At 31.4% G+C, this 20389-nt stretch carries 16 protein-coding genes; 11 read left to right on the top strand and 5 right to left on the bottom strand.

The genetic code is table 11. The features are described from left to right. Entirely contained in the window at nucleotides 1–3252 is a 3252-nt protein-coding gene (locus JBL43_RS16070; protein ID WP_198842429.1) for a S41 family peptidase, read from the bottom strand. Between the two features lie 258 nt (nucleotides 3253–3510). Between JBL43_RS16070 and JBL43_RS16065 the strand changes: the two genes are divergently transcribed. From JBL43_RS16065 to rluF, 3 genes are all read left to right on the top strand, one after another. Further along, nucleotides 3511–4605 carry a Nif3-like dinuclear metal center hexameric protein gene (locus JBL43_RS16065; protein ID WP_198842428.1) on the top strand — a complete coding sequence of 365 codons (1095 nt, stop codon included), beginning with the start codon at nucleotides 3511–3513 and terminating at the stop codon, nucleotides 4603–4605. 4 nt (nucleotides 4606–4609) lie between these two features. Beyond that, nucleotides 4610–5380, top strand: coding sequence for a zinc ribbon domain-containing protein (locus tag JBL43_RS16060; RefSeq protein WP_198842427.1), 771 nt, complete (start codon nucleotides 4610–4612; stop codon nucleotides 5378–5380). A gap of 84 nt (nucleotides 5381–5464) precedes the next feature. After that, nucleotides 5465–6196, top strand: coding sequence for a 23S rRNA pseudouridine(2604) synthase RluF (gene rluF / locus JBL43_RS16055; RefSeq protein WP_198842426.1), 732 nt, complete (start codon nucleotides 5465–5467; stop codon nucleotides 6194–6196). A 31-nt stretch (nucleotides 6197–6227) separates the two neighbouring features. On the opposite strand, the gene JBL43_RS16050 is transcribed toward rluF, so the two are convergent. Then, entirely contained in the window at nucleotides 6228–6857 is a 630-nt protein-coding gene (locus JBL43_RS16050; RefSeq protein ID WP_317193460.1) for an RluA family pseudouridine synthase, read from the bottom strand. 34 nt (nucleotides 6858–6891) lie between these two features. On the opposite strand from JBL43_RS16050, the gene JBL43_RS20410 reads away from it, so the two are divergent. Further along, on the top strand, nucleotides 6892–7134 hold the full coding sequence (locus JBL43_RS20410; protein WP_317193459.1) for a hypothetical protein: 243 nt from the start codon (nucleotides 6892–6894) through the stop codon (nucleotides 7132–7134). Between the two features lie 47 nt (nucleotides 7135–7181). Here the strand turns inward: JBL43_RS20410 and JBL43_RS16045 are convergent, their stop codons facing one another. Together JBL43_RS16045 and JBL43_RS16040 are read right to left on the bottom strand one after the other, a co-directional pair. Next, a complete protein-coding gene (locus tag JBL43_RS16045; RefSeq protein ID WP_198842425.1) occupies nucleotides 7182–7568 on the bottom strand; it encodes a hypothetical protein in 387 nt (128 codons plus the stop codon). Between the two features lie 58 nt (nucleotides 7569–7626). Continuing rightward, entirely contained in the window at nucleotides 7627–10254 is a 2628-nt protein-coding gene (locus JBL43_RS16040; protein WP_198842424.1) for a valine--tRNA ligase, read from the bottom strand. A 114-nt stretch (nucleotides 10255–10368) separates the two neighbouring features. On the opposite strand from JBL43_RS16040, the gene JBL43_RS16035 reads away from it, so the two are divergent. Continuing rightward, nucleotides 10369–10830 carry a DUF1573 domain-containing protein gene (locus tag JBL43_RS16035; RefSeq protein WP_198842423.1) on the top strand — a complete coding sequence of 154 codons (462 nt, stop codon included), beginning with the start codon at nucleotides 10369–10371 and terminating at the stop codon, nucleotides 10828–10830. A gap of 87 nt (nucleotides 10831–10917) precedes the next feature. Here JBL43_RS16035 and JBL43_RS16030 read toward each other — a convergent pair whose 3' ends face one another. Continuing rightward, the gene (locus JBL43_RS16030; RefSeq protein ID WP_198842422.1) at nucleotides 10918–12237 is read right to left on the bottom strand and encodes an aspartyl protease family protein; all 1320 of its coding nucleotides are present in this window, start codon (nucleotides 12235–12237) and stop codon (nucleotides 10918–10920) included. A 246-nt stretch (nucleotides 12238–12483) separates the two neighbouring features. On the opposite strand from JBL43_RS16030, the gene JBL43_RS16025 reads away from it, so the two are divergent. The 6 genes from JBL43_RS16025 (at nucleotide 12484) to JBL43_RS16000 (ending at nucleotide 20372) form a co-directional block, all read left to right on the top strand. After that, nucleotides 12484–13674, top strand: coding sequence for a pyridoxal phosphate-dependent aminotransferase (locus JBL43_RS16025; RefSeq protein WP_198842421.1), 1191 nt, complete (start codon nucleotides 12484–12486; stop codon nucleotides 13672–13674). After that, nucleotides 13674–14681 (top strand): UDP-N-acetylmuramate dehydrogenase, encoded by a 1008-nt coding sequence (murB, locus tag JBL43_RS16020; RefSeq protein WP_198842420.1) that lies wholly within the window; start codon nucleotides 13674–13676, stop codon nucleotides 14679–14681. Before JBL43_RS16025 ends, murB begins: the two co-directional genes overlap by 1 nt. 199 nt (nucleotides 14682–14880) lie before the next feature. Continuing rightward, on the top strand, nucleotides 14881–15303 hold the full coding sequence (locus JBL43_RS16015) for a hypothetical protein (RefSeq protein ID WP_198842419.1): 423 nt from the start codon (nucleotides 14881–14883) through the stop codon (nucleotides 15301–15303). 126 nt (nucleotides 15304–15429) lie between these two features. Beyond that, nucleotides 15430–15951 carry a GNAT family N-acetyltransferase gene (locus JBL43_RS16010; protein ID WP_233098809.1) on the top strand — a complete coding sequence of 174 codons (522 nt, stop codon included), beginning with the start codon at nucleotides 15430–15432 and terminating at the stop codon, nucleotides 15949–15951. Between the two features lie 398 nt (nucleotides 15952–16349). Next, nucleotides 16350–17654 carry an erythromycin esterase family protein gene (locus tag JBL43_RS16005; protein ID WP_198842418.1) on the top strand — a complete coding sequence of 435 codons (1305 nt, stop codon included), beginning with the start codon at nucleotides 16350–16352 and terminating at the stop codon, nucleotides 17652–17654. 420 nt (nucleotides 17655–18074) lie between these two features. Beyond that, nucleotides 18075–20372, top strand: coding sequence for a S41 family peptidase (locus tag JBL43_RS16000; protein WP_198842417.1), 2298 nt, complete (start codon nucleotides 18075–18077; stop codon nucleotides 20370–20372). Nucleotides 20373–20389 lie beyond the last annotated feature (17 nt).

Genomic DNA, 20389 nt, shown 5'->3' with positions numbered 1-20389 from the left:
CTAATTCTTTACCTTATTTGGATACGCTGGTGTTTGCATTTCTTCGGGTGGATTTTGCTTTAATTGTTCTAACGCTACCTCAATGGCTTTTTCTAATTGTGGGTCATGACCCTTTACGATTAACTCTGGTAATTGCTCAACTTCAATATCTGGTGCTACACCTTCATTTTCAACCCTAAACCCGTCTTTTGTGTAAAAAGCAACATTAGGAGCTGTAACAATACCTCCATCAATAAACTCAGGATACCCCAATACTCCAACTAAACCTCCCCAAGTACGTTTTCCTACAATAGTTCCCAACTTAAATTTTCTAAACATCCAAGGTAAATAATCACCACCTGAACCTGCGGTTTCATCTGTAATCATCACTTTTGGACCTTGAATTGAAGCACTGGGCGATTTTAAATCTTTACCATATCTAAAATTCCAATAGGCTTGTTCGGGACGCTTTAAAATATCGATATAATAATCGGCTAAAGAACCTCCACCATTGTAACGTTCGTCAATAATAATGGCCTTCTTTGTTGCTTGAGGGAAAAAGTAACGTTTAAAATACTCATGACCTGCACCTGCCGTATTGGGCACATACACATACGCTACTTGACCATTCGTTGCTTTATCTACTTTTTTAATATTTCCTTCCACCCATTCTCTATTGCGTAAATCAAGGTCATATGCGATAGGTGTAACATTCACAACTCTTGCATTGGATCCATTGGCAGTTTTACTTATGGTTAGCTCTGTGATTTTATTCGCTGTATTTTCAAAAAAGCTATAAAAATTAGCATCAGACGTAATGTTTTTTCCATTTACCGCAATGATATAATCCCCTTCTTCAACATTTACACCCGGTTCTGTTAAAGGTGAACGTAAATCAGGTGTCCAATTTAATCCGCCATATATTTTTTTTATTTGATACCTATTATTGCTAATTTGATAATCGGCACCTAACAATCCTCCTTGAATACGTTCTGAACTATTCAAATGATCTCCCCTACTTGAAAAACGATGATGCCCGACTGCAATTTCACTAAACATCCATTCCATTACTCGATATACATCTCCTTTAGTACTTGCATATTCTATAAATGGTTTATACTTTTCTTTCATGGCATTCCAATCCGCCCCATGCATATTTGGATCATAAAAATAATCACGGTTTACACGCCAAGCTTCATTAAAAATATTTAACCATTCTTCTTTGGGATTTATCTTTACACTTATGGCTCCAAAATTAACAGGAGCTTCTTTCGCTTTTTCACCAATATCTGCTACAAACCAAGCCCCTTTATTTTGATACAGCATTTTTTTGCCATTGGTGGAAATCTGAAAATCTCCCGCTTCAAATAATTCTTTTGATGCTCTGTCTTTAAAATCAAATTTTTGTAAGGAAGACTTGTCGGAATGATACGAGGAAGCCACATAATACAATTCTCCTTCAGTTGGCGATTGCAGGTTGTGATAATAGCCTTTACCAATTGGCAAACTAATGATGCGTTGTTGTAATCCTTCCCAGTCAATTTTTAAAACAGGCTCCGCTTCTTTTTCTTTTTTACCTTTTTTATCTTTACCCTTTGTGCTTTCCTCTTCTACTGCCACTGCTATTTCTTCAACGTCATTTTCTTTTGCTAATGGAGAAACTACTTCCTTTTGAAGTGTGACCAAATAAATAGAATAGTTCATTTCCATATCAATGTTAGACTGATCAAACCAATTGACAACGGGACCGGCATCTGTAGAGGCTAACATATATAAATACTTACCACTAGGATCAAAAATTGGTTCTGAAACGCTTGAAAGTCCATCAGACACAGCATACGATTTATTAGATTCTATAGAATACAAAAAAGCTTGCTCAAAGCTCGTTTCAATAACCTTGGTATATGATACCCAATTAGAATCATGTGACCAACTACCAAAAAGCTCTCGTAAATCACCAGGAACAAACCTATCATCTTGGGCAATTTTAACCACTTTTTTATTAGAAGTTTCTGCTACATATAAATTCCGACCATTGTCTATAAAACACAATTTATCACTATCAGGAGACCAATGAATATTGGCATAAAATCCCGTACCACTTAATGGAATTTTGGTAATTGTATTCGTTTTTATGTTTTGAATATGTAGGCCGTATTCGCCAGAATCATCAGAAAAATAAGCGATAAACTTTCCATTAGGTGACCATTCCGGGAATTTCTCATGCGTTCCTGCCGTGTTCGTCAAGTTTTTTACATCTCCTTTATTTGCAGGCACCGTAACAATTTCACCTCTAAAATCGGCAACCACTCGTGCCCCAGAAGGCGAAATTGATAAAGATCGTATATAATCGCTCCCAGATACAAAACGAGGACGTAATTCTAACAAATCTGTTGAAATATTTATGGTTAGCGTATTTACTTTATTAGAACTGACATCATAGAGATGTAATAATCCCGCTTGTTCAAAAATAACGGCTCCGTTATGAGCACTAATATCCAACACAGGGAAATCTTTATAGTCAGTGAGTTGTTTAATTTCTTTGGTGGTCGTTTGGTAACTATACAAGTTGAATTCACCTTTTCTATCACTTTTAAAATATACCACATTATTCATCCATTGTGGTTTAGTATCATTACTTCCTCCTTCAGGTTTTGCAATTTCTTCAACCTTATGGCTAGTGGTATCATAAAGCCAAATTCTTGAAACTCTTCCACCACGATAATGTTTCCATTGGGTAAACGCTTCGGATAATGGTGTATATGCAATCGACTTTCCATCATCAGCATAAGACGCATGATAAGCGGTTGGTATAGGCAGTTCCGTAACCTGTCCGCCATTTATGGGAATTGTATAAAGTTGTGCAAAACGGTTGGTATGTGTATTACGTTGTGAGATAAACAATACACTTTTTCCATCTGGCGTAAAATCTCTCACCAACTCACTATATGGATGATATGTCAACCTTTTAGGAACGCCACCACTAGAAGGAATGATAAAAACATCGCTATTACCATCATATTCGGCATTAAAAGCAATCATAGTTCCATCAGGCGAAAAAACTGGGTTAGACTCAATACCATGATCTATCGTTAATCTTCTCGGCTCAGAACCATCTCGGTTAGCTACCCATAGGTCTTCCGCATAAACAAATGCAATGTGTTTATCGCTTAAAGCGGGATTGGTCATTAGTTTTGTTTGTTGGGCATAACTGCTTAATACAGCACCCAAAACAACAATTATAAATAAAGGTAATTGGAGTAAATTTTTCATTTGGAAGGTTCGTGAAATTAGAAACACTAAAATAGTAAAAAAAATATACGCATCTCGTATGACTGAGTAAAGATTTGAAACTTCATAAACCCAGAACCAAAAAGGATAACAGTTAACAAACTAAATTGAAGCAACCTAAATCAGATACTCAAATTTTTTCTTACAACTACTTTATTGCTTTGTAACTTAACAGTATAATTTCTTCGTCTTTATTTAGTAACTTTGACTTTGAACTAACATTTAGAAACACTTTTGAATATGACCATAAAAGAAATTACCAATTCACTTGAAGAAATTGCACCACTGCAGTATGCCGAAGATTTTGATAATGTAGGTCTGTTGGTTGGTAATTATCAAACCGAAGTAACAGGTGTTTTAGTTACTTTAGATACGTTAGAGACTGTGGTTGATGAGGCTATCGCAAAAAAGTGTAATCTAATTGTGAGCTTCCACCCGATTATCTTTTCGGGATTAAAAAAAATAAATGGTGCTAATTATGTTGAACGTGTTGTAGTAAAAGCCATAAAAAATGATATCGCTATTTATAGCATGCATACAGCGTTAGATAATTCCGTAAAAGGGGTTTCTGCCATGATGGCTAAAAAATTGAATTTAACAAAGACTAAAATTTTACTACCAAAATCAGGATTCATAAAAAAACTAACCACCTATGTTCCTGATCAGGTCGCTGATAGAGTACGTAGAGCCTTATTTGATGCTGGTGCTGGAGATATTGGTAATTATTCAAATTGCAGCTATAACATCCGTGGATTAGGTACTTATAAAGGAAATGAAAATTCAAATCCTGCTATTGGTAAAAAAGGTATTTTACAGCAAGAAAAAGAAACATTTATTGGCGTTATTTTTGAAAAACATCTAGAAAGTGCTGTTTTAAAAGCACTTTTAAATACACACCCTTACGAAGAAGTAGCTTATGATATTATTACTACGGATAATAGCCATCAACATATTGGTATGGGTATGATCGGTGAACTTTCAGAAGCTATGAATGAAGCCGACTTTTTATCACTATTAAAAGAAAACTTTCATTTAAAGGCACTTAGACATTCAAATCTATTAAATAAACCCATAAAAAGAGTGGCCGTTTTAGGTGGATCTGGCAGTTTCGCTATTGAGGCCGCAAAACACTCTAGTGCAGACATATACGTTTCGGCAGACTTTAAGTATCACGATTTTTACAAGGCTGAAAATCAGATAATTTTAGCCGACATTGGACATTATGAGAGTGAACAGTTCACAAAAAATCTTTTGGTAGATTATCTTACAAAAAAATTCCGTAATTTTGCAGTCGTTTTATCAGGAACAAATACAAATCCTATCAATTACATATAAACAAATGGCAAAAAAAGAATTAACAGCAGAAGATAAATTAAGAGCTTTATACGATCTACAATTGATTGATTCTAGAATTGATGAAATTAAGAACACTCGTGGTGAATTACCATTAGAAGTTGAAGATTTAGAAGATGAAATTGAAGGTTTAAATACGAGATTAACAAATTTCAATAATGATATTGAAAATTTGGAGACAAGTATTAAAAACAGAAAAAATACGATTGAAGAAGCTAAGACTGCTATTAAAAAATATACTACGCAGCAAAAAAATGTTAGAAATAACAGAGAGTTTGATTCCATCAGTAAAGAAATTGAATTTCAAGAACTTGAAATTGAATTAGCTGAAAAACACATTAAAGAATTTTCAGTAAAAATTGAGCACAAAAATGTAATTATTGATGGTGCTAAAGAAAAATTAAAAGATAAAAATTCACATTTAAAGCATAAAAAAGGAGAGTTGGATGCTATTTTAGCTGAAACAGAAAAAGAAGAGAAAATGTTAGGCAAAAAATTTGCTGAATATAGTGAATTGATAGAAGAGCGTCTTTTAAATGCATATAAGAGAATTAGAACCAATGTAAAAAATGGTTTAGCAGTAGTAGCTGTCGAAAGAGGTGCTTCTGGTGGATCTTTCTTTACAATACCACCTCAGCAAATTGTAGAAATAGCTACACGTAAAAAAATTACTACTGACGAACATAGTGGTAGAATTTTAGTAGATGCTCAATTAGCAGCTGAAGAAAAACAAAAAATGGAAAAGTTATTTTCTTAATAACATCCGCAACTCAATATTTAAGAACCCATTGACTTTGCTCAATGGGTTTTTTCTTTTTATTTTGCAGTCAAATACAATCAAGTGAGCGAAAATACAGGAACACGCATAAACAAATACCTAAGCGAAGTAGGTTATTGCTCTAGAAGAGCAGCGGATAAGTTAATCAATGAAGGTAGAGTTACCATTAATGGTAGCGTACCTGAATTGGGTACTAAAATTAACCCTGAAGATGAAGTTAGAGTAAATGGAGAACTCATTTCGGAGCCCAAAGAAAAACCCGTTTATATTGCTTTTAATAAGCCCATTGGTATCGTTTGTACAACTGATTCGCGTGTAGAAAAAGACAATATTATAGATTATATTAAATATCCTTCTCGCATTTTCCCTATTGGTAGATTAGACAAACCTAGTGAAGGCCTTATCTTTTTAACAAACGATGGTGATATCGTAAATAAAATATTACGTGCTAGAAACAATCACGAAAAAGAGTATATCGTCACGGTTAATAAACCCATTACCAAAGATTTTATTCAAAAAATGAGTAATGGTATTCCAATCTTAGATACGGTTACTCGTAAATGTAAGATTGTACAATTGAACAAGAATCAATTCAACATTATTTTAACGCAAGGTTTGAACCGACAAATTCGTAGAATGTGTGAGCATTTAGACTATAGAGTAACTAAATTAAAGCGTGTAAGAATAATGAATATTACGTTAGACACGCCCGTTGGTGAATGGCGTTATTTAACAGATAAAGAGCTGAAAGAGATTAATCGATTGGTAGCTGACTCTGCTAAAACGATTGATTAACTATTTTTATAAGTCAAACTGGACTTCTAATTTAGTTGCTGTTGTTTCCAACAACAATTTCTGAAATTTTAGAACTGAATATTTTTTGAAACCGTTCTGGAAATTCATCTTTAAAATAGACCTGTTTATTTGTAAAAGGATGCGTAAAACGCAACGAATACGCATGTAAATACATTCCTTTACCTGTTAAAATTAAATTTTCAATTCCATAAGTTGCATCTCCAAGAATCGGATTATCAATACTTGCTAGGTGTTTACGTAATTGATGTCTTCTACCTGTTTTAGGCTCCAATTGCACCAGATTAAGTTTTTTAAACCTTTCTGATGGTACAGAATAAAGCATTTTATAATTCGATTGTGATATTTTGCCATCAATTGTAGTCGTAATTTTCCCATCACTATTCATTTCACCAATAGTAACGGCATAATAGGTTTTCTCAACTTTTTTATCTTCAAACATTCTATTTAAAGCACGAATACTACTGCTCGTTTTTCCTACCAATAAAATACCTGTGGTTGCATAATCTAAGCGATGAACGGGTTGTGGTGTAGTAGCATCAGCTAAGTTACTGTATTTAATATTTTCTGGTAATGCATTGGCAACCGTTTTAAAACTATTACCACTGACTAAAATACCTGCAGGCTTATGAAGTACAGCCAAGTGTTCATCTTCAAATAAAACGGTAAGCGGAAAGATGAGTTTCTTAATCGGAGTAACTTCCTTTGGTATGGTTAAACGAATGGACTCACCTCCATGTATGAGTGTAGCTGTGGTTGCAATAACATCATTAACCGTGACATACTTTTTCTTAATTACTTTCTTTAAAGCCGATTTCGTTAATGCAGTAATAAAAATACCAACACCATATTCCTGTAACCTTATTGGAGTAGGAAGTTCAGGTACAATATGTATTTCTGTTGGATTGATTTTGTTTTAAATTTAACTTAGAATAGCTGTGTTTTATACACCGAAAAAAACTTGCTTTTATTCTGTTTGTAACAGCTCAGCTGCAATCGAAGTTACTTTTAATGTTTTAAACAACTCCTTATCAGAATTGTATATATTTATAACTTTATCTTTTTCAATGTATTCCCAAAAACCTTTTTCAACATAATGAGCGTCTACTGGAGATAGCACTAAGTATTCACATTCATTATTTATCATAAATGCATAGGACTGTCGATACATTGATTCTGGAAATGTTTTATAATCTGAGGGTCTATAAATTCCATACGATTCTTCATAGGACTCTAACCAGGTATTGATAAACTCATTAGGATAATTTGGATTCAAATCGACATCATCTGAGCTACAAGATATTGTTATAAAAATTAATCCAAATATTAAGGGTAATAACTTTTCTCTTTTCATTCTTGATAATTTCAATAATAAAATATACTAAAACCTACCTCAACATATTTATGCTAACCTACTTCAAACTCGCTAAACTCGCTTTTAATGTTTCAATTTTAGCAACAGCATCGGCTTCTTTTTGCTTTTCACTTGCTACTACTTGATCTGGTGCATTAGAAACAAAACGTTCATTCGATAATTTTTTCTGTACCGATTTTAAAAACCCTTCCGTATAATTTAACTCTTCGGTTAGTTTTTTAATTTCATCTTCAACATTTACAGCTCCAGCTATTGGAATAAAATACTCATTCGATTTTACTCTAAAGGTTAATGCTCCTTGCACAGCTTCATTTACAGTTTCTATACTTTCTAAATTTCCCAATTTCTGAATAACATCATCAAAAATAGTTGCAGAATTTTCGTTATTTAATATCGAAAATCCAATTTTTTCTTTGAAAGAAATATTTTTCTCTTTTCGGATATTTCTAATACCCGAAACCACCTCTTTAGTAAAATCAAACTGTTTTATTAAATCCGTATTTATAATTGCATTCTTAGGCCATTCGGCAACAATTAATGCATCCTCAGGATTTCTTTCCTCTATAAATTGCCAAATTTCTTCCGTTAAAAACGGCATAAACGGATGCAATATTTTTAAATTATTTTCAAAAATAGCAATAATACTTTTATAAGTTTCAGCATCAATAGGTGCACCATAATTTGGTTTTACCATCTCTAGCAACCATGAGCAGAAATCATCCCAAATTAATTTATAGGTTGCCATTAAGGCATCTGAAAGTCTATATTTACTAAAATGATCTTCAATTTCTACCAACGTATTTTGGAAAGTAGCTTCATACCATTCAACCGCTATTTTACTAGAATTAGGTTGCTCAATAGTTGCATCAACTTCCCAACCTGTTACCAACCTAAAGGCATTCCAAATTTTATTAGCAAATTGTTTTCCTTGTTGGCATAATGCCTCATCAAACATTAAATCGTTTCCTGCTGCTGCACTTAACAACAAACCAACGCGAACACCATCAGCACCATAATCTTCAATAAGCTTTAACGCATCAGGCGAATTACCTAACGATTTACTCATTTTACGACGTTGTTTATCTCGTACTAATCCTGTAAAATAAACATTTTCAAACGGTCTTTCATTTTTAAACTCATAACCAGCAACAATCATACGAGCTACCCAAAAGAATAAAATATCTGGACCTGTTACTAAATCATTGGTTGGATAATAGTATTGAATATCTTCATTTTCAGGATTACGAATACCATCAAAAACACTCATTGGCCATAACCAAGAAGAAAACCAAGTATCTAAAACATCATTGTCTTGTCTTAAGTCTTCAATGTTTAGATTTGGATTTTGGGATTTCGCCTTTTCAAGTGCTTCTTCCCTACTCTCAGCCACTACAAAATCTTCTTTACCATCACCAAAATAGTAGGCAGGAATTCGTTGGCCCCACCATAACTGTCTAGAAATATTCCAATCGCGAATATTTTCCATCCAATGTCTGTAGGTATTTTCAAATTTTTGTGGAAAAAACTTAACCTCATCATTTTCTAACACCGCTTTTATCGCTGGCTTGGCTAATTCTTCCATTTTTAAGAACCATTGATCAGACAAACGTGGTTCAATAACCGCTTTTGTACGCTCAGATGTTCCTACTTTATGTAAATGACTTTCTATTTTAACCAAAAAGCCTTTTTCCTCTAATTCTTTAGAAATTTCTTTTCTTACTACAAACCTATCTTTACCTTGATAATGCAGTCCGAAACTATTTAAGGTAGCATCTTCATTAAAAATATCAATAACTTCTAAGTTGTGCTTATCTCCTAAATTTTTATCATTTTCGTCATGTGCAGGGGTTACTTTTAAACACCCCGTACCAAACTCTATATCTACATATTCATCTTCAATAATCGGTATGATACGATCACACAAGGGTACAATTACTTTTTTTCCTCTTAAATGCGTAAAACGTTCGTCATTCGGATTAATACAAATTGCGGTATCCCCTAAAATGGTTTCCGGACGTGTAGTAGCTATAGTTACTTTTTCATCACTATCAACAATTTTATACTCTAAATAATATAAGTTTCCTTGACGTTCTTCGTAGTGTACTTCTTCATCTGACAAAGTAGTTTTAGCTTCAGGATCCCAATTCACCATTCTAAAACCTCTGTATATCATGCCTTTATTGTATAAATCAATAAAAACTTTAATAACAGATTCACTCATGTCATCATCTAATGTGAATTTGGTTCTATCCCAATCACAAGAACAACCTAACTTTTTTAATTGCTCTAAAATAACACCACCATATTCATCAGTCCAATCCCAAGCATGCTTTAAAAATTCTTCACGAGATAGGTCATTTTTTTGAATGCCATTTTCTTTTAGTTTGGCAACTACTTTTGCTTCTGTAGCAATAGAAGCATGATCTGTACCAGGTACCCAACACGCATTTTTACCTTGTAAACGTGCACGTCTTACCAATACATCTTGAATTGTATTGTTTAACATATGCCCCATGTGCAAAATTCCAGTTACATTTGGAGGTGGAATTACTATAGTATATGGTTCCTTTTCATTAGGCGTTGAATGAAAATAATTGTGTTTCATCCAGTAATTGTACCATTTACTTTCTACTTGGCTAGCATCATATTTAGAGGGAATACTCATATTTTGGTATAGTTTTTGAAAACAATTAGCAAAGTTACAATTTCTAAACAATACAAAAATAAATTAGTCGTTATAATTTTATATCTTTGATTCTTTAATAAATTACAAATAAAAATGAAGAAATTAGCAGTATTATTATTTATCGGGTGTATCAGTTTATCAATAAACGCCCAAGAGGAAACTACAGCAACAAAAGTAGATCCTAATGCCCCAAAGTTTAAATTTGCAACAAAAAATGTTGACTACGGTTCTATTGAAAAGAATGCCGATGGAGTGAGATTATTAAAATTTACCAATGTTGGTAAATCTCCTTTAATCATATCTAGAGTAACAGGAAGTTGTGGTTGTACAGTACCTTCTACTCCAAAAGAACCTATTATGCCAGGTCAAACTGGTGAAATAGCTGTAAAGTATGACACCAATAGAGTTGGTCAAATAGCCAAATCAATTACAATTACCTCAAATGCTGATAGACCTAAAATAGTTATACCAGTACGTGGAAATGTAAAAAAAGAAAGTAGCTTAACCAAGTTAGAAAACCATGAAAAAAGTATGGTTGCTACACCAGAACAATAAAATATTATAGTTTTAAATTTAGAGTTTTATATACTATAAAAGCGACCATTTTGGTCGCTTTTTTAATTTTACAGGAAAAAAAATATTTTAGATGAGTTTTTTAAGTTTGAATTCGAAGTTTAATGTTACGCCATTCCGTTCAACTAACAATTTTATCTTTTTACCTTCTTTACTCGAAAACAAATAGGTAATTTCTTGAAGTTTGTAGTTGTAAGAAGCCTTTCCATTAATTTCTAAAATAATATCATCTTCTTGTAAACCTGCTTGATAGGCTGGTGAATCTTTTCTTAGTTCTGCAATTTTATATGAGGGTTTCAAAGAATACACATAACTATACACCATCTGAACCGTTGCACGGTCACTACCTTCAGAATTAGACTTTAAGAGGTCTGATTGCCTTTGCTTTACCATCTTACTTCCATTATGCATCAACTCTATACCGCTCATATTATATAAGAAAGGATCTTTAAAATATTTAGATGGTTTTTTAATAGTTAATCTTTTGTTTGGATAATCATAAACAATTCTAAAACGCTTTAAGATCTCTGAACCTAATGAACCATTTCGCTCTACATGCCGATATGCTTTTTCAATAGAATTATAATTGGGATACGCTACGTTAGCATCTTTAAGAATATAAGTACCCAACATTATTTTTTTAATCTTACTCCGCTTACCATATACATTACCGCTCAACCCTCTTCCTAAGTAATCATTAAAGTGTTTTTCTGGAATAGAAATATCTAAACTAGATTCATCAAAAAGCCATAAGGCATCGCTACCTCCTGAATCTATTAACAATTTAACAGGTATTTCCTTATCCACATCAACCGATGCATAGATGTAGGGTTTGTTTTTATAAAAATGCAATTCAAAATCTTCACAGCGTCTACAATCTTTATAGGTATATGTATCTGGATTATAAAACTTTACGCGTTGGGTAGCATAATTAATTTCAACAATAAAATCTCTGAATAAATCGCCACCAATAATCCCATGAATGTCAATGCCCAAACGCGAAGAAAGGTTTAAATTTTCACTTTGTATGGCATAGACCATATGATCATCATTAAAAATTTTACCCAATTTAAAGGTATTATTTTCAGATTTTACTGCACTCACATGATCTCCTTCTCCGAGCCCTCTTAAACGTATCTCTTCAACATTATTAAGGTTTATTGAATCTTCTAATTTCAGATTGATCAGTAACGAATTATCAACACCCGTATCTAATAAAAAATTCAGCTTTACGTCATTCACTTCAATGGGAATAATAATTAAATTATTAACCATTTTAAAAGACAAGGCATAACTATCCTTATTACCCAGAATATTAAATTTATCTTGGGCAAAACTGTTACTAACAACAAACAGTAGTAAAATAATATGTAAAAACCTGACTCTCAAATTTGTAAAATGAATTGATGTGTTTCTAAATTTAGTGAATTATTCAATAATAATCCAATTTTTTTGAGACTTTAACTTTTTAAACCACTTATTTTTAACAATTTGACGATTACTTTCTCCACTTAAAACTTTAATTTTAGTAGCTATTCAACATTGAAAATAGGATCGTTTAATATTTTATTTTCTAAGGTAGAAATTGAATAAAATTTCGCAATTTTGTTCTATAAACAGTTTTTAATTATAGTTATGCCAATAGTATCAAAAAAAGGAAGCCTAATGCCGCAATCTCCAATTCGAAAATTGGTGCCTTACGCTGAGAAAGCTCAAAAAGCAGGTAAAATCATTTATCATTTAAATATTGGTCAACCCGATATAAAAACACCCAAAATAGCTTTAGACGCTGTAAAAAATAACACATTAGAAATTTTAGCCTATTCTAGATCTGAAGGTTCTGAAGTGTATCGTCAAAAAATAGCGGATTATTATGCTAAAAATGATATTCATGTTAAACATGACGATATTATTGTAACTACTGGTGGTAGTGAGGCTCTTCTTTTTGCGTTTGGTAGCATTATGGATGTGGATGATGAAGTAATTATACCCGAACCTTTTTATGCCAACTATAACGGATTTTCAACCTCATCAGGGGTTACTATTGTACCCGTGGTTTCTAAAATTGATGATAATTTTGCCCTACCTCCTATTGAGGAATTTGAGAAATTAATTACGCCAAAAACAAAGGCTATTTTAATTTGTAACCCTGGCAATCCGACAGGATATTTATATTCAAAAGAAGAAATAAAAAAATTGGCTGCAATTGTAAAAAAGCATGATCTCTTTTTAATTGCCGATGAAGTGTATAGAGAATTTACGTATGATGGTTTAGAACATTATTCGATACTACAAGAAGAAGGTTTAGAAGAAAATGCTATTGTAATTGACTCCGTATCTAAACGCTATAGTATGTGCGGTGCACGTATTGGTTGTTTAGTTTCTAAAAACAAGACCTTAATACAAACGGCTTTAAAATTTGCTCAAGCACGTTTAAGCCCACCTACATTCGCTCAAATTGCCAGTGAAGCAGCCTTAGAAACACCACAAAGTTATTTTGATGCTGTTATTACAGAATATGTAGATCGAAGAAATACATTAGTATCTGAATTACAAAAAATAGAAGGCGTAAAAGTAGGGACTCCAAAAGGAGCCTTTTATTGTATTGCTGAATTGCCTGTAAAAAACACGGATCGTTTTGCACAATGGCTTTTAGAAGATTTTGATGTTAACGGTGAAACCATTATGGTAGCACCTGCAGCGGGCTTCTATTCTACTCCTGGGGTGGGTCTAAACCAAGTAAGAATTGCATATGTACTGAATAAAGAGAGTTTAATAAAATCTGTTCAAATATTAAAAGAAGCTTTAAAAGTATACAAAGACTAATGCAAATTCAACAAAACATTTCTTTACAGCCGTATAACACTTTTGGTATTGATGTAAATGCCAAACAATTTGTTTCTATAGAAAGTACAGAAGCTTTGCATAACCTATTAGAACAAGAAAAAGATTTTTTTATACTTGGCGGTGGTAGTAATGTTTTGCTTACAAACAATATTGATAAATTAGTTGTTCACATTGCCTTTAAAGGGATAGAAATTGTTGAGCAAAGTGACCACGATGTAATTGTAAAAGTTGCTGCTGGTGAAAACTGGCACCAATTTGTATTGTGGTGTATTGCTCATAATTTTGGAGGTGTTGAAAACATGTCACTCATACCGGGTAATGTGGGTACGGCTCCTATTCAAAATATTGGTGCATATGGTGTTGAACTAAAAGACACGTGTTTAACTGTTGAAGCCGTAGCCATTAAAACTGGTAAAACAAGAACCTTTACCAATGCGGAGTGTGCCTTTGGCTACAGAAACTCCGTTTTTAAAAACCAATTAAAAGGTAACTATATTATAACCAATGTATTTTTTAAACTTACCAAAAACAAACATCAATTAAATAGTTCTTATGGAGCTATTCAGGCGGAATTGAAAAAAAACGGAGTTGAAAATCCCACTATAAAAAATATTTCAGATGCTGTTATTGCCATCAGAAAAAGTAAATTACCTGACCCAGCAGATTTGGGTAACAGTGGTAGTTTTTTTAAGAACCCTGTTATTTTAGCTTCTGAGTTTAAGAAACTTCAAGAAAAATTTCCAGATGTACCTCATTATAAGGTATCTGATACTGAAATTAAAGTGCCTGCAGGTTGGTTGGTAGAACAATCGGGATTTAAAGGCAAACGAATTGGAAATACAGGAAGCCACAAAAACCAAGCTTTGGTATTGGTTAATTATGGTAATGCTACCGGAAAAGAAGTATTGGCTCTCTCAAAATTAATTCAGAAAACCGTTTTTGACAAATTTAATATTGCTATTGAAGCCGAAGTAAATATTATTTAAGTCTCTTTGACCTTTTATAATATATGTTCTCTTTTTTTTATTTATTTTCTTATTATTAAAAGCTCATCATCTGAAAACCATTACCTTTAAACCATCGCTTGGTTTTATCGAGATAAACCTCCTTGCCTTGAGCCTGACAGCTTATTCAATTTCACAACAAAATCATAGATACCCCTGTAAACCATTTTAATACAATACTATGTCTTATTTAAAACAAACTTTATATTTATTGCTACTTGTAACATTTTTTTCTTGTAATATGAATAACGGAATTCAAGGAAAATGGATGCACAAAAGAGATAATGGAATAAAAGTAATCCTAACTTTCCAGAAAAACAATGAATTAAATTATGAAATATTTCGAGGTGAGCATGACATAACTGATGAAGTTTTTAGATTAAAAAAAGAATACAGAAAAGTTACATACAAATATGATGAAAACACTAAGCCAAAAAACTTAGATTATATAGTACACAATTTGGCTGATAGTACTCAAAAAAAAATGTTTGGAATTATGAAACTTATTAGTAAGGATTCAATAGAAATAAAAACATCTATTTTTCCAACTAGACCAACTTTTTTTGACCCTAATAATGCCGAAATATTTATTCGAATTGAATAAAAACGAATTTACAACAATAACGATAATTCAATGCGGCGGAAAAGAGTGATACGTTGTCAAATAGTAAGCGTATTGATAATAGTGATATTACAGATGATGCGTAAAAAATTATGAAAGTTTACACCAATGATTAAAATAGTAAAAGCAAGTATTGAGGATTCTGAATTAATTGCTGAAATTGGAAAAAAATCATTTTTAGAATCTCACGGAAACAGTGCATCTGCAGAAGAGATTAATAGTTTTATTTCTAAAACTTACACTACAAAGAATATATCTAAAGAGTTTGAAAATACGAAAATTCAATATCATATCATCTATTTGAGCGACAAAGCTGCGGGATTTTCAAAAATAGAATTGAATACGCCTAACAAAGACATCAATGCGTTAAAAGTAACTAAATTGGACCGGTTATATCTTTTAAAAGAATTTTATGGACAAAAATTAGGCAATAAATTTTTTGATTTTATTATTCAATTATCAAAAAAGAACAATCAAAAAGGTATTTGGCTCGCCGTTTGGGAAGAAAATGAAAGAGCTATACATTTTTATACGAAAATAGGATTTAAGATTGCGGGAAAATATGACTTCAAAATATCGGAAACACGATCAAATCCAAATCATATCATGTTTCTTAAGTACGCATTATAGTAGTCAATCAAGAAATATGCTTAAACAAATAATACGCACTTGATTTTTCAACTGCATTTACACCATATGTACTCCCTAAATTTTCCATTTGCTTTATTTCCATTTTATGACTACATTTGGTAGGCAGTCGCTAAATAAAACCCTACTCCAACCCAATTGAAGTGCTGTTGATTTTAGCTACGTAATTACAAGAAAAAACCTTTATTAATTATAACGGGGATAAACGCTCCGGATACTTCGGGAGCGTTTATCCAACAACGATGTAAAACATTTGGCTGAACTTCCAACTTAAAAGCTAATTGAATTATTTTATGTTTAAATTAACTTGAATTAATATTTCTTTAACATTTTAGATAACAAAATACGATATGTTTGAATTAAACAATCAATTTCATATTATGAAAAAAAAATATTTAATACTTGTATTGTTATTTTCCTTATTCAATGTAAATGGCCAAAATAATAAAACTGTAAAATGTATTAATGAAAATGCAATTGAAATTGAAAATGCAAACCCTGATTCTGAACTAACAGTTTTTAAAGATAATACACCTAACAAATTTGCAAATGCTAAAATTTTTGGATTCGGAGAAGCTTCTCATAACACAAAAGAATTTTTCGACATAAAGGCAAAATTTTTTAAACATTTAGTAAAAACTCAAGGTCTAAAAACTTTCATAATGGAAGAGTCTTATCAAGCTGAATCTGGAATAAACGAATGGATAAGTGGTGGAAAAGGAGATATTAAAACAATTGCTAAGAATTTTAATATCGGTTTTTGGTATACTAAAGAAATTGTAAACTTATTACGATGGATGAGAAACTATAACTTAAATAAAGCGAAAGAAAATCAAATTCGATTTTACGGAATGGATATTCAAATAGGAAAAAACATTAGTCAAGAAATACGTGAATTTGTTAATACACATAAAATTACTATTGACGAAAAGCTTCTAATGATTGCAGATAGTTGTTCAATCAAAAAAATAGATTATAGTAAATCTGACATTTGGTGGCAAATTCAACTTCCAAAATTAAATAAACTGAAAAAACAAATACTGAATTCACAAATAAAAGATGAAGACTACAAACCTGTAATCAGAAGTTTAGATTATTTAATAAACTATACTCAATATGCATCAAAGATTAAAACTAAATATCCAGAAAATACTGAATTTAGAGATTTACAAATGTTTGAAAACGTCAAATGGATAGTAGAAAACGAATCTAAAAATGGAAAAGCTTTTATTTGGGCTCATAACGAACATATTAATAAAAAGGAAATGTATTATACTGGAAGCGATATAATAAATTTAGGTCGTCATTTGAAAGATCATTATAAAGATAATTACTATAGTGTAGGTTTTGACTTTGGAATCGGTAATATAAATGGTTTTATTATTGATAAAAAAAAGGGAAATCATTGGAAAACTTATAACATAGAAAAACCGTTCAAAAGAACATATGCTAAAACTCTAATGTCTATCAATAAAGATATTTATTTTATTGATTTACAAAAAGCAATTGAAAGTGATTCCTCAAACTTTTTTAGTGAGAAAAACAAACATTTATTAATAGGAGGTGGAGGATATAAACCTAAACCACTTCACAAAATTATGATAAGTAAAATTTACACAGAAACATATGACGGATTAATTTTTGTTAAAGAAATATCTAAACCCGAAAATATTTTGGATAAATAAAAAATGTTTTACAACAACAAACCTATATACCATTAATTTGGGCATATTTATTAGGTTTTAGGCAAGTGCTTTTAAAATAGTTGCACTTCAAACAACTCATGCTCTTAGTAGGTATTGTTTAGGGAAACGCAAGGGCAACGTAAAAAAATATTTTAAAAGCGAAATGGTCTGTGTTTTATCTGTTAACTTTAGTGCTTTATCAAAGAAAATTAACGGCACATAGCCAAACGTTGGCAACAAGCTAAAGAAACTTCCGAACTTAAAATTGAGACAAGGAAATAGAACAAAAATATTGTCTTAAATAGAGTATTAACAATTGGTAGCTATTGAATAATAATCAACAACACTTTCAGTATAACTAAATTTTTAGTTTAAACTAAAAATTTAGTTATATTTGTTGTTCACTTAATATTCCATTCTATGAAGCATTTCCTTTTAACAATAGTTTTTTTATCGTGTAGTTTACTTACGAAAGCTCAAACAGCAAAATATTTTAAACACCTCGTTTTTCATGAAACACCTTATTCTGAAACAAAAGGAAGAATACTATTAACAGAAAAGGAAGCCCAAAATGTAAACCACTTTAAACTGGATTATGATTCATCGAATAGATTAATATTAGTTGAATACAAATACAAGAATAACCTTATCGAGTTAAATAGAAGTGGATTACTTGATGGTAAAAGAGCATTAGCCCCAAAAACTCAAATAATATATACCGAAAATACAGAAACACGAATATTTTTTAACGTTGATAATAAACCAACAACGAATGGAATGGGAGTATTTAAGGAGGTGTATTCCTATAATAAAAAAGGAAAAAGAGTTGGTTTAAAGTTTTATGACAAAAATGAAGAACCTATAAATAATAGTTGGAATATTTTTGAATATACTTGGAAACACATTAAAAATAATTCTGTATTTGAAACAAGAAAAGATAAAAATGGAGCAAATGTAACTATGCGACCATATTATAAGTTTCATAACGTACTATACAAATTCAATGATAAAGGATTATTACTTTCAATGAATAATGTAGATAAGAGGTTGAAATTAATAAACGATGAAACTGGAATAGCCACAGATAAAGCCAAATACGATAAAAATGACAACCTCATTAATTTTAAGTTTTTTAATGCAGAAAATGAACAAGCAGTTGGTTCGTTTCTTGGAACTGCTGGCGGTTTTGCGACGTATGATAAAAATGGAAATTGTTTAAAATATGCTACAGTTGGTTTAGATGGAAACTATCAAGTTGATAAAAGAAGTAATGATGCATATTCAAAATATAAGTTTGATAGTATTGGTAATTTAATAGAACGTAGTAATTACGATATAAATAACAAAATACTAAAAAGACGAGGAGTTACAAGCGTAAAATATACTTATGACAAAGATAATCCAGTACAGCTTTTAAAAACCGAATTATACCATACACTACCTAATAAAAAGGTTGAGGACTCTATTCTTAAAAATCTCAATAACCAGATTGGAAAAGATAAGTTAGTTGAAGATTTTAATCAATTATTAGAAACACTAAAAGAACATCCATCACAGTTTGAATTTATTGACAAAAAATCTTATGAAAAGCTTGTGAATATGCAACGAGATAAATTAAAAGATTCTATGACTGTTCAGGAATTTTATCAATTAACCTCGCCAATAGTTACAAGTTTAGGTTGTTTACATACACGCATAGTTGATACTCGCTTTTTTAGAACACCTCAAAAATATTGGTTACCATTAATTGTATGGTTTGAAAACGAAAAAATGTATGCAATAAACAATTGTGTAGAAAATATAGAAATGGATGCAGGTTCTGAAATATTAGAAATTAACGGAAACTCATCAAGTGAAATTTTACAAACTTTAAAATCAACAATTTCTGCTGATACTTTTAATCAAAGTTTTTATAGAGGAGATTTGAATGTGAATTTTTTATATTACTACCACAGTTATTTTGGTTTTGATTCTGAATACAAAATAAAATTTAAACCTTACAATTCTGAAAAAATAATTGCAACATCCTTTCTTATTGATGAACCAGCCCCTAATTATAAAGAAGAAATAAACAATAAGTCAAGATTGGGCATAGAGTTTAATAAAGAAAAGAAAACTGCTATAATCAAAATTAAGAATTTCAATTTTATCCCAAGAGGAAGGCAGAAAATAGACTTTTTTAGAAATACTATTGATACTTATATGAAAAAAATAAAAGATGAAAATATAAGCAAAGTAGCTTTTGATTTAAGAGGAAATAGAGGAGGAAACCCAGAATGCACAGAATATATATTGTCTTATATTATTGACAAAGAGATTAATTTCAATGAAAATAATGATTTAAATAAAAGACGAAATAGACCAATAACCGTAAAACCAAAAACAACAAATAATATTAGTAAAGCAAATATTTATATGCTTACAGATGGTCGTTGTGCATCTGTAACAACACAAATGTTATCGGTTATAAAGCATAATCAATTAGCAACCATAATCGGAGAAGAAACAGGAGGAACTTACAGTACGCATCCAGGTAGAGGAACAGCATCGTTAAAAAACACAAAACTTGGTTTGCAAATAGGTACAGAAAGAGAATCTGTCAACGTACCTAAATTAGAACTGAACAAAGGTATAATTCCAGATAAAGAAATTAAGTTAGAGTTATCTGATTTAATAAATGGCGATGACTCATTATTGAACTATATTTTGGAGGAATAATCAATCGGAAATAAAGC

Source organism: Aureibaculum flavum, from assembly GCF_016406085.1.
GTDB classification, from domain to species: domain Bacteria; phylum Bacteroidota; class Bacteroidia; order Flavobacteriales; family Flavobacteriaceae; genus Aureibaculum; species Aureibaculum flavum.
The sequence above is the reverse complement of the archived record's forward strand: the minus strand, read 5'-3'. Positions and strand labels throughout refer to the sequence as shown.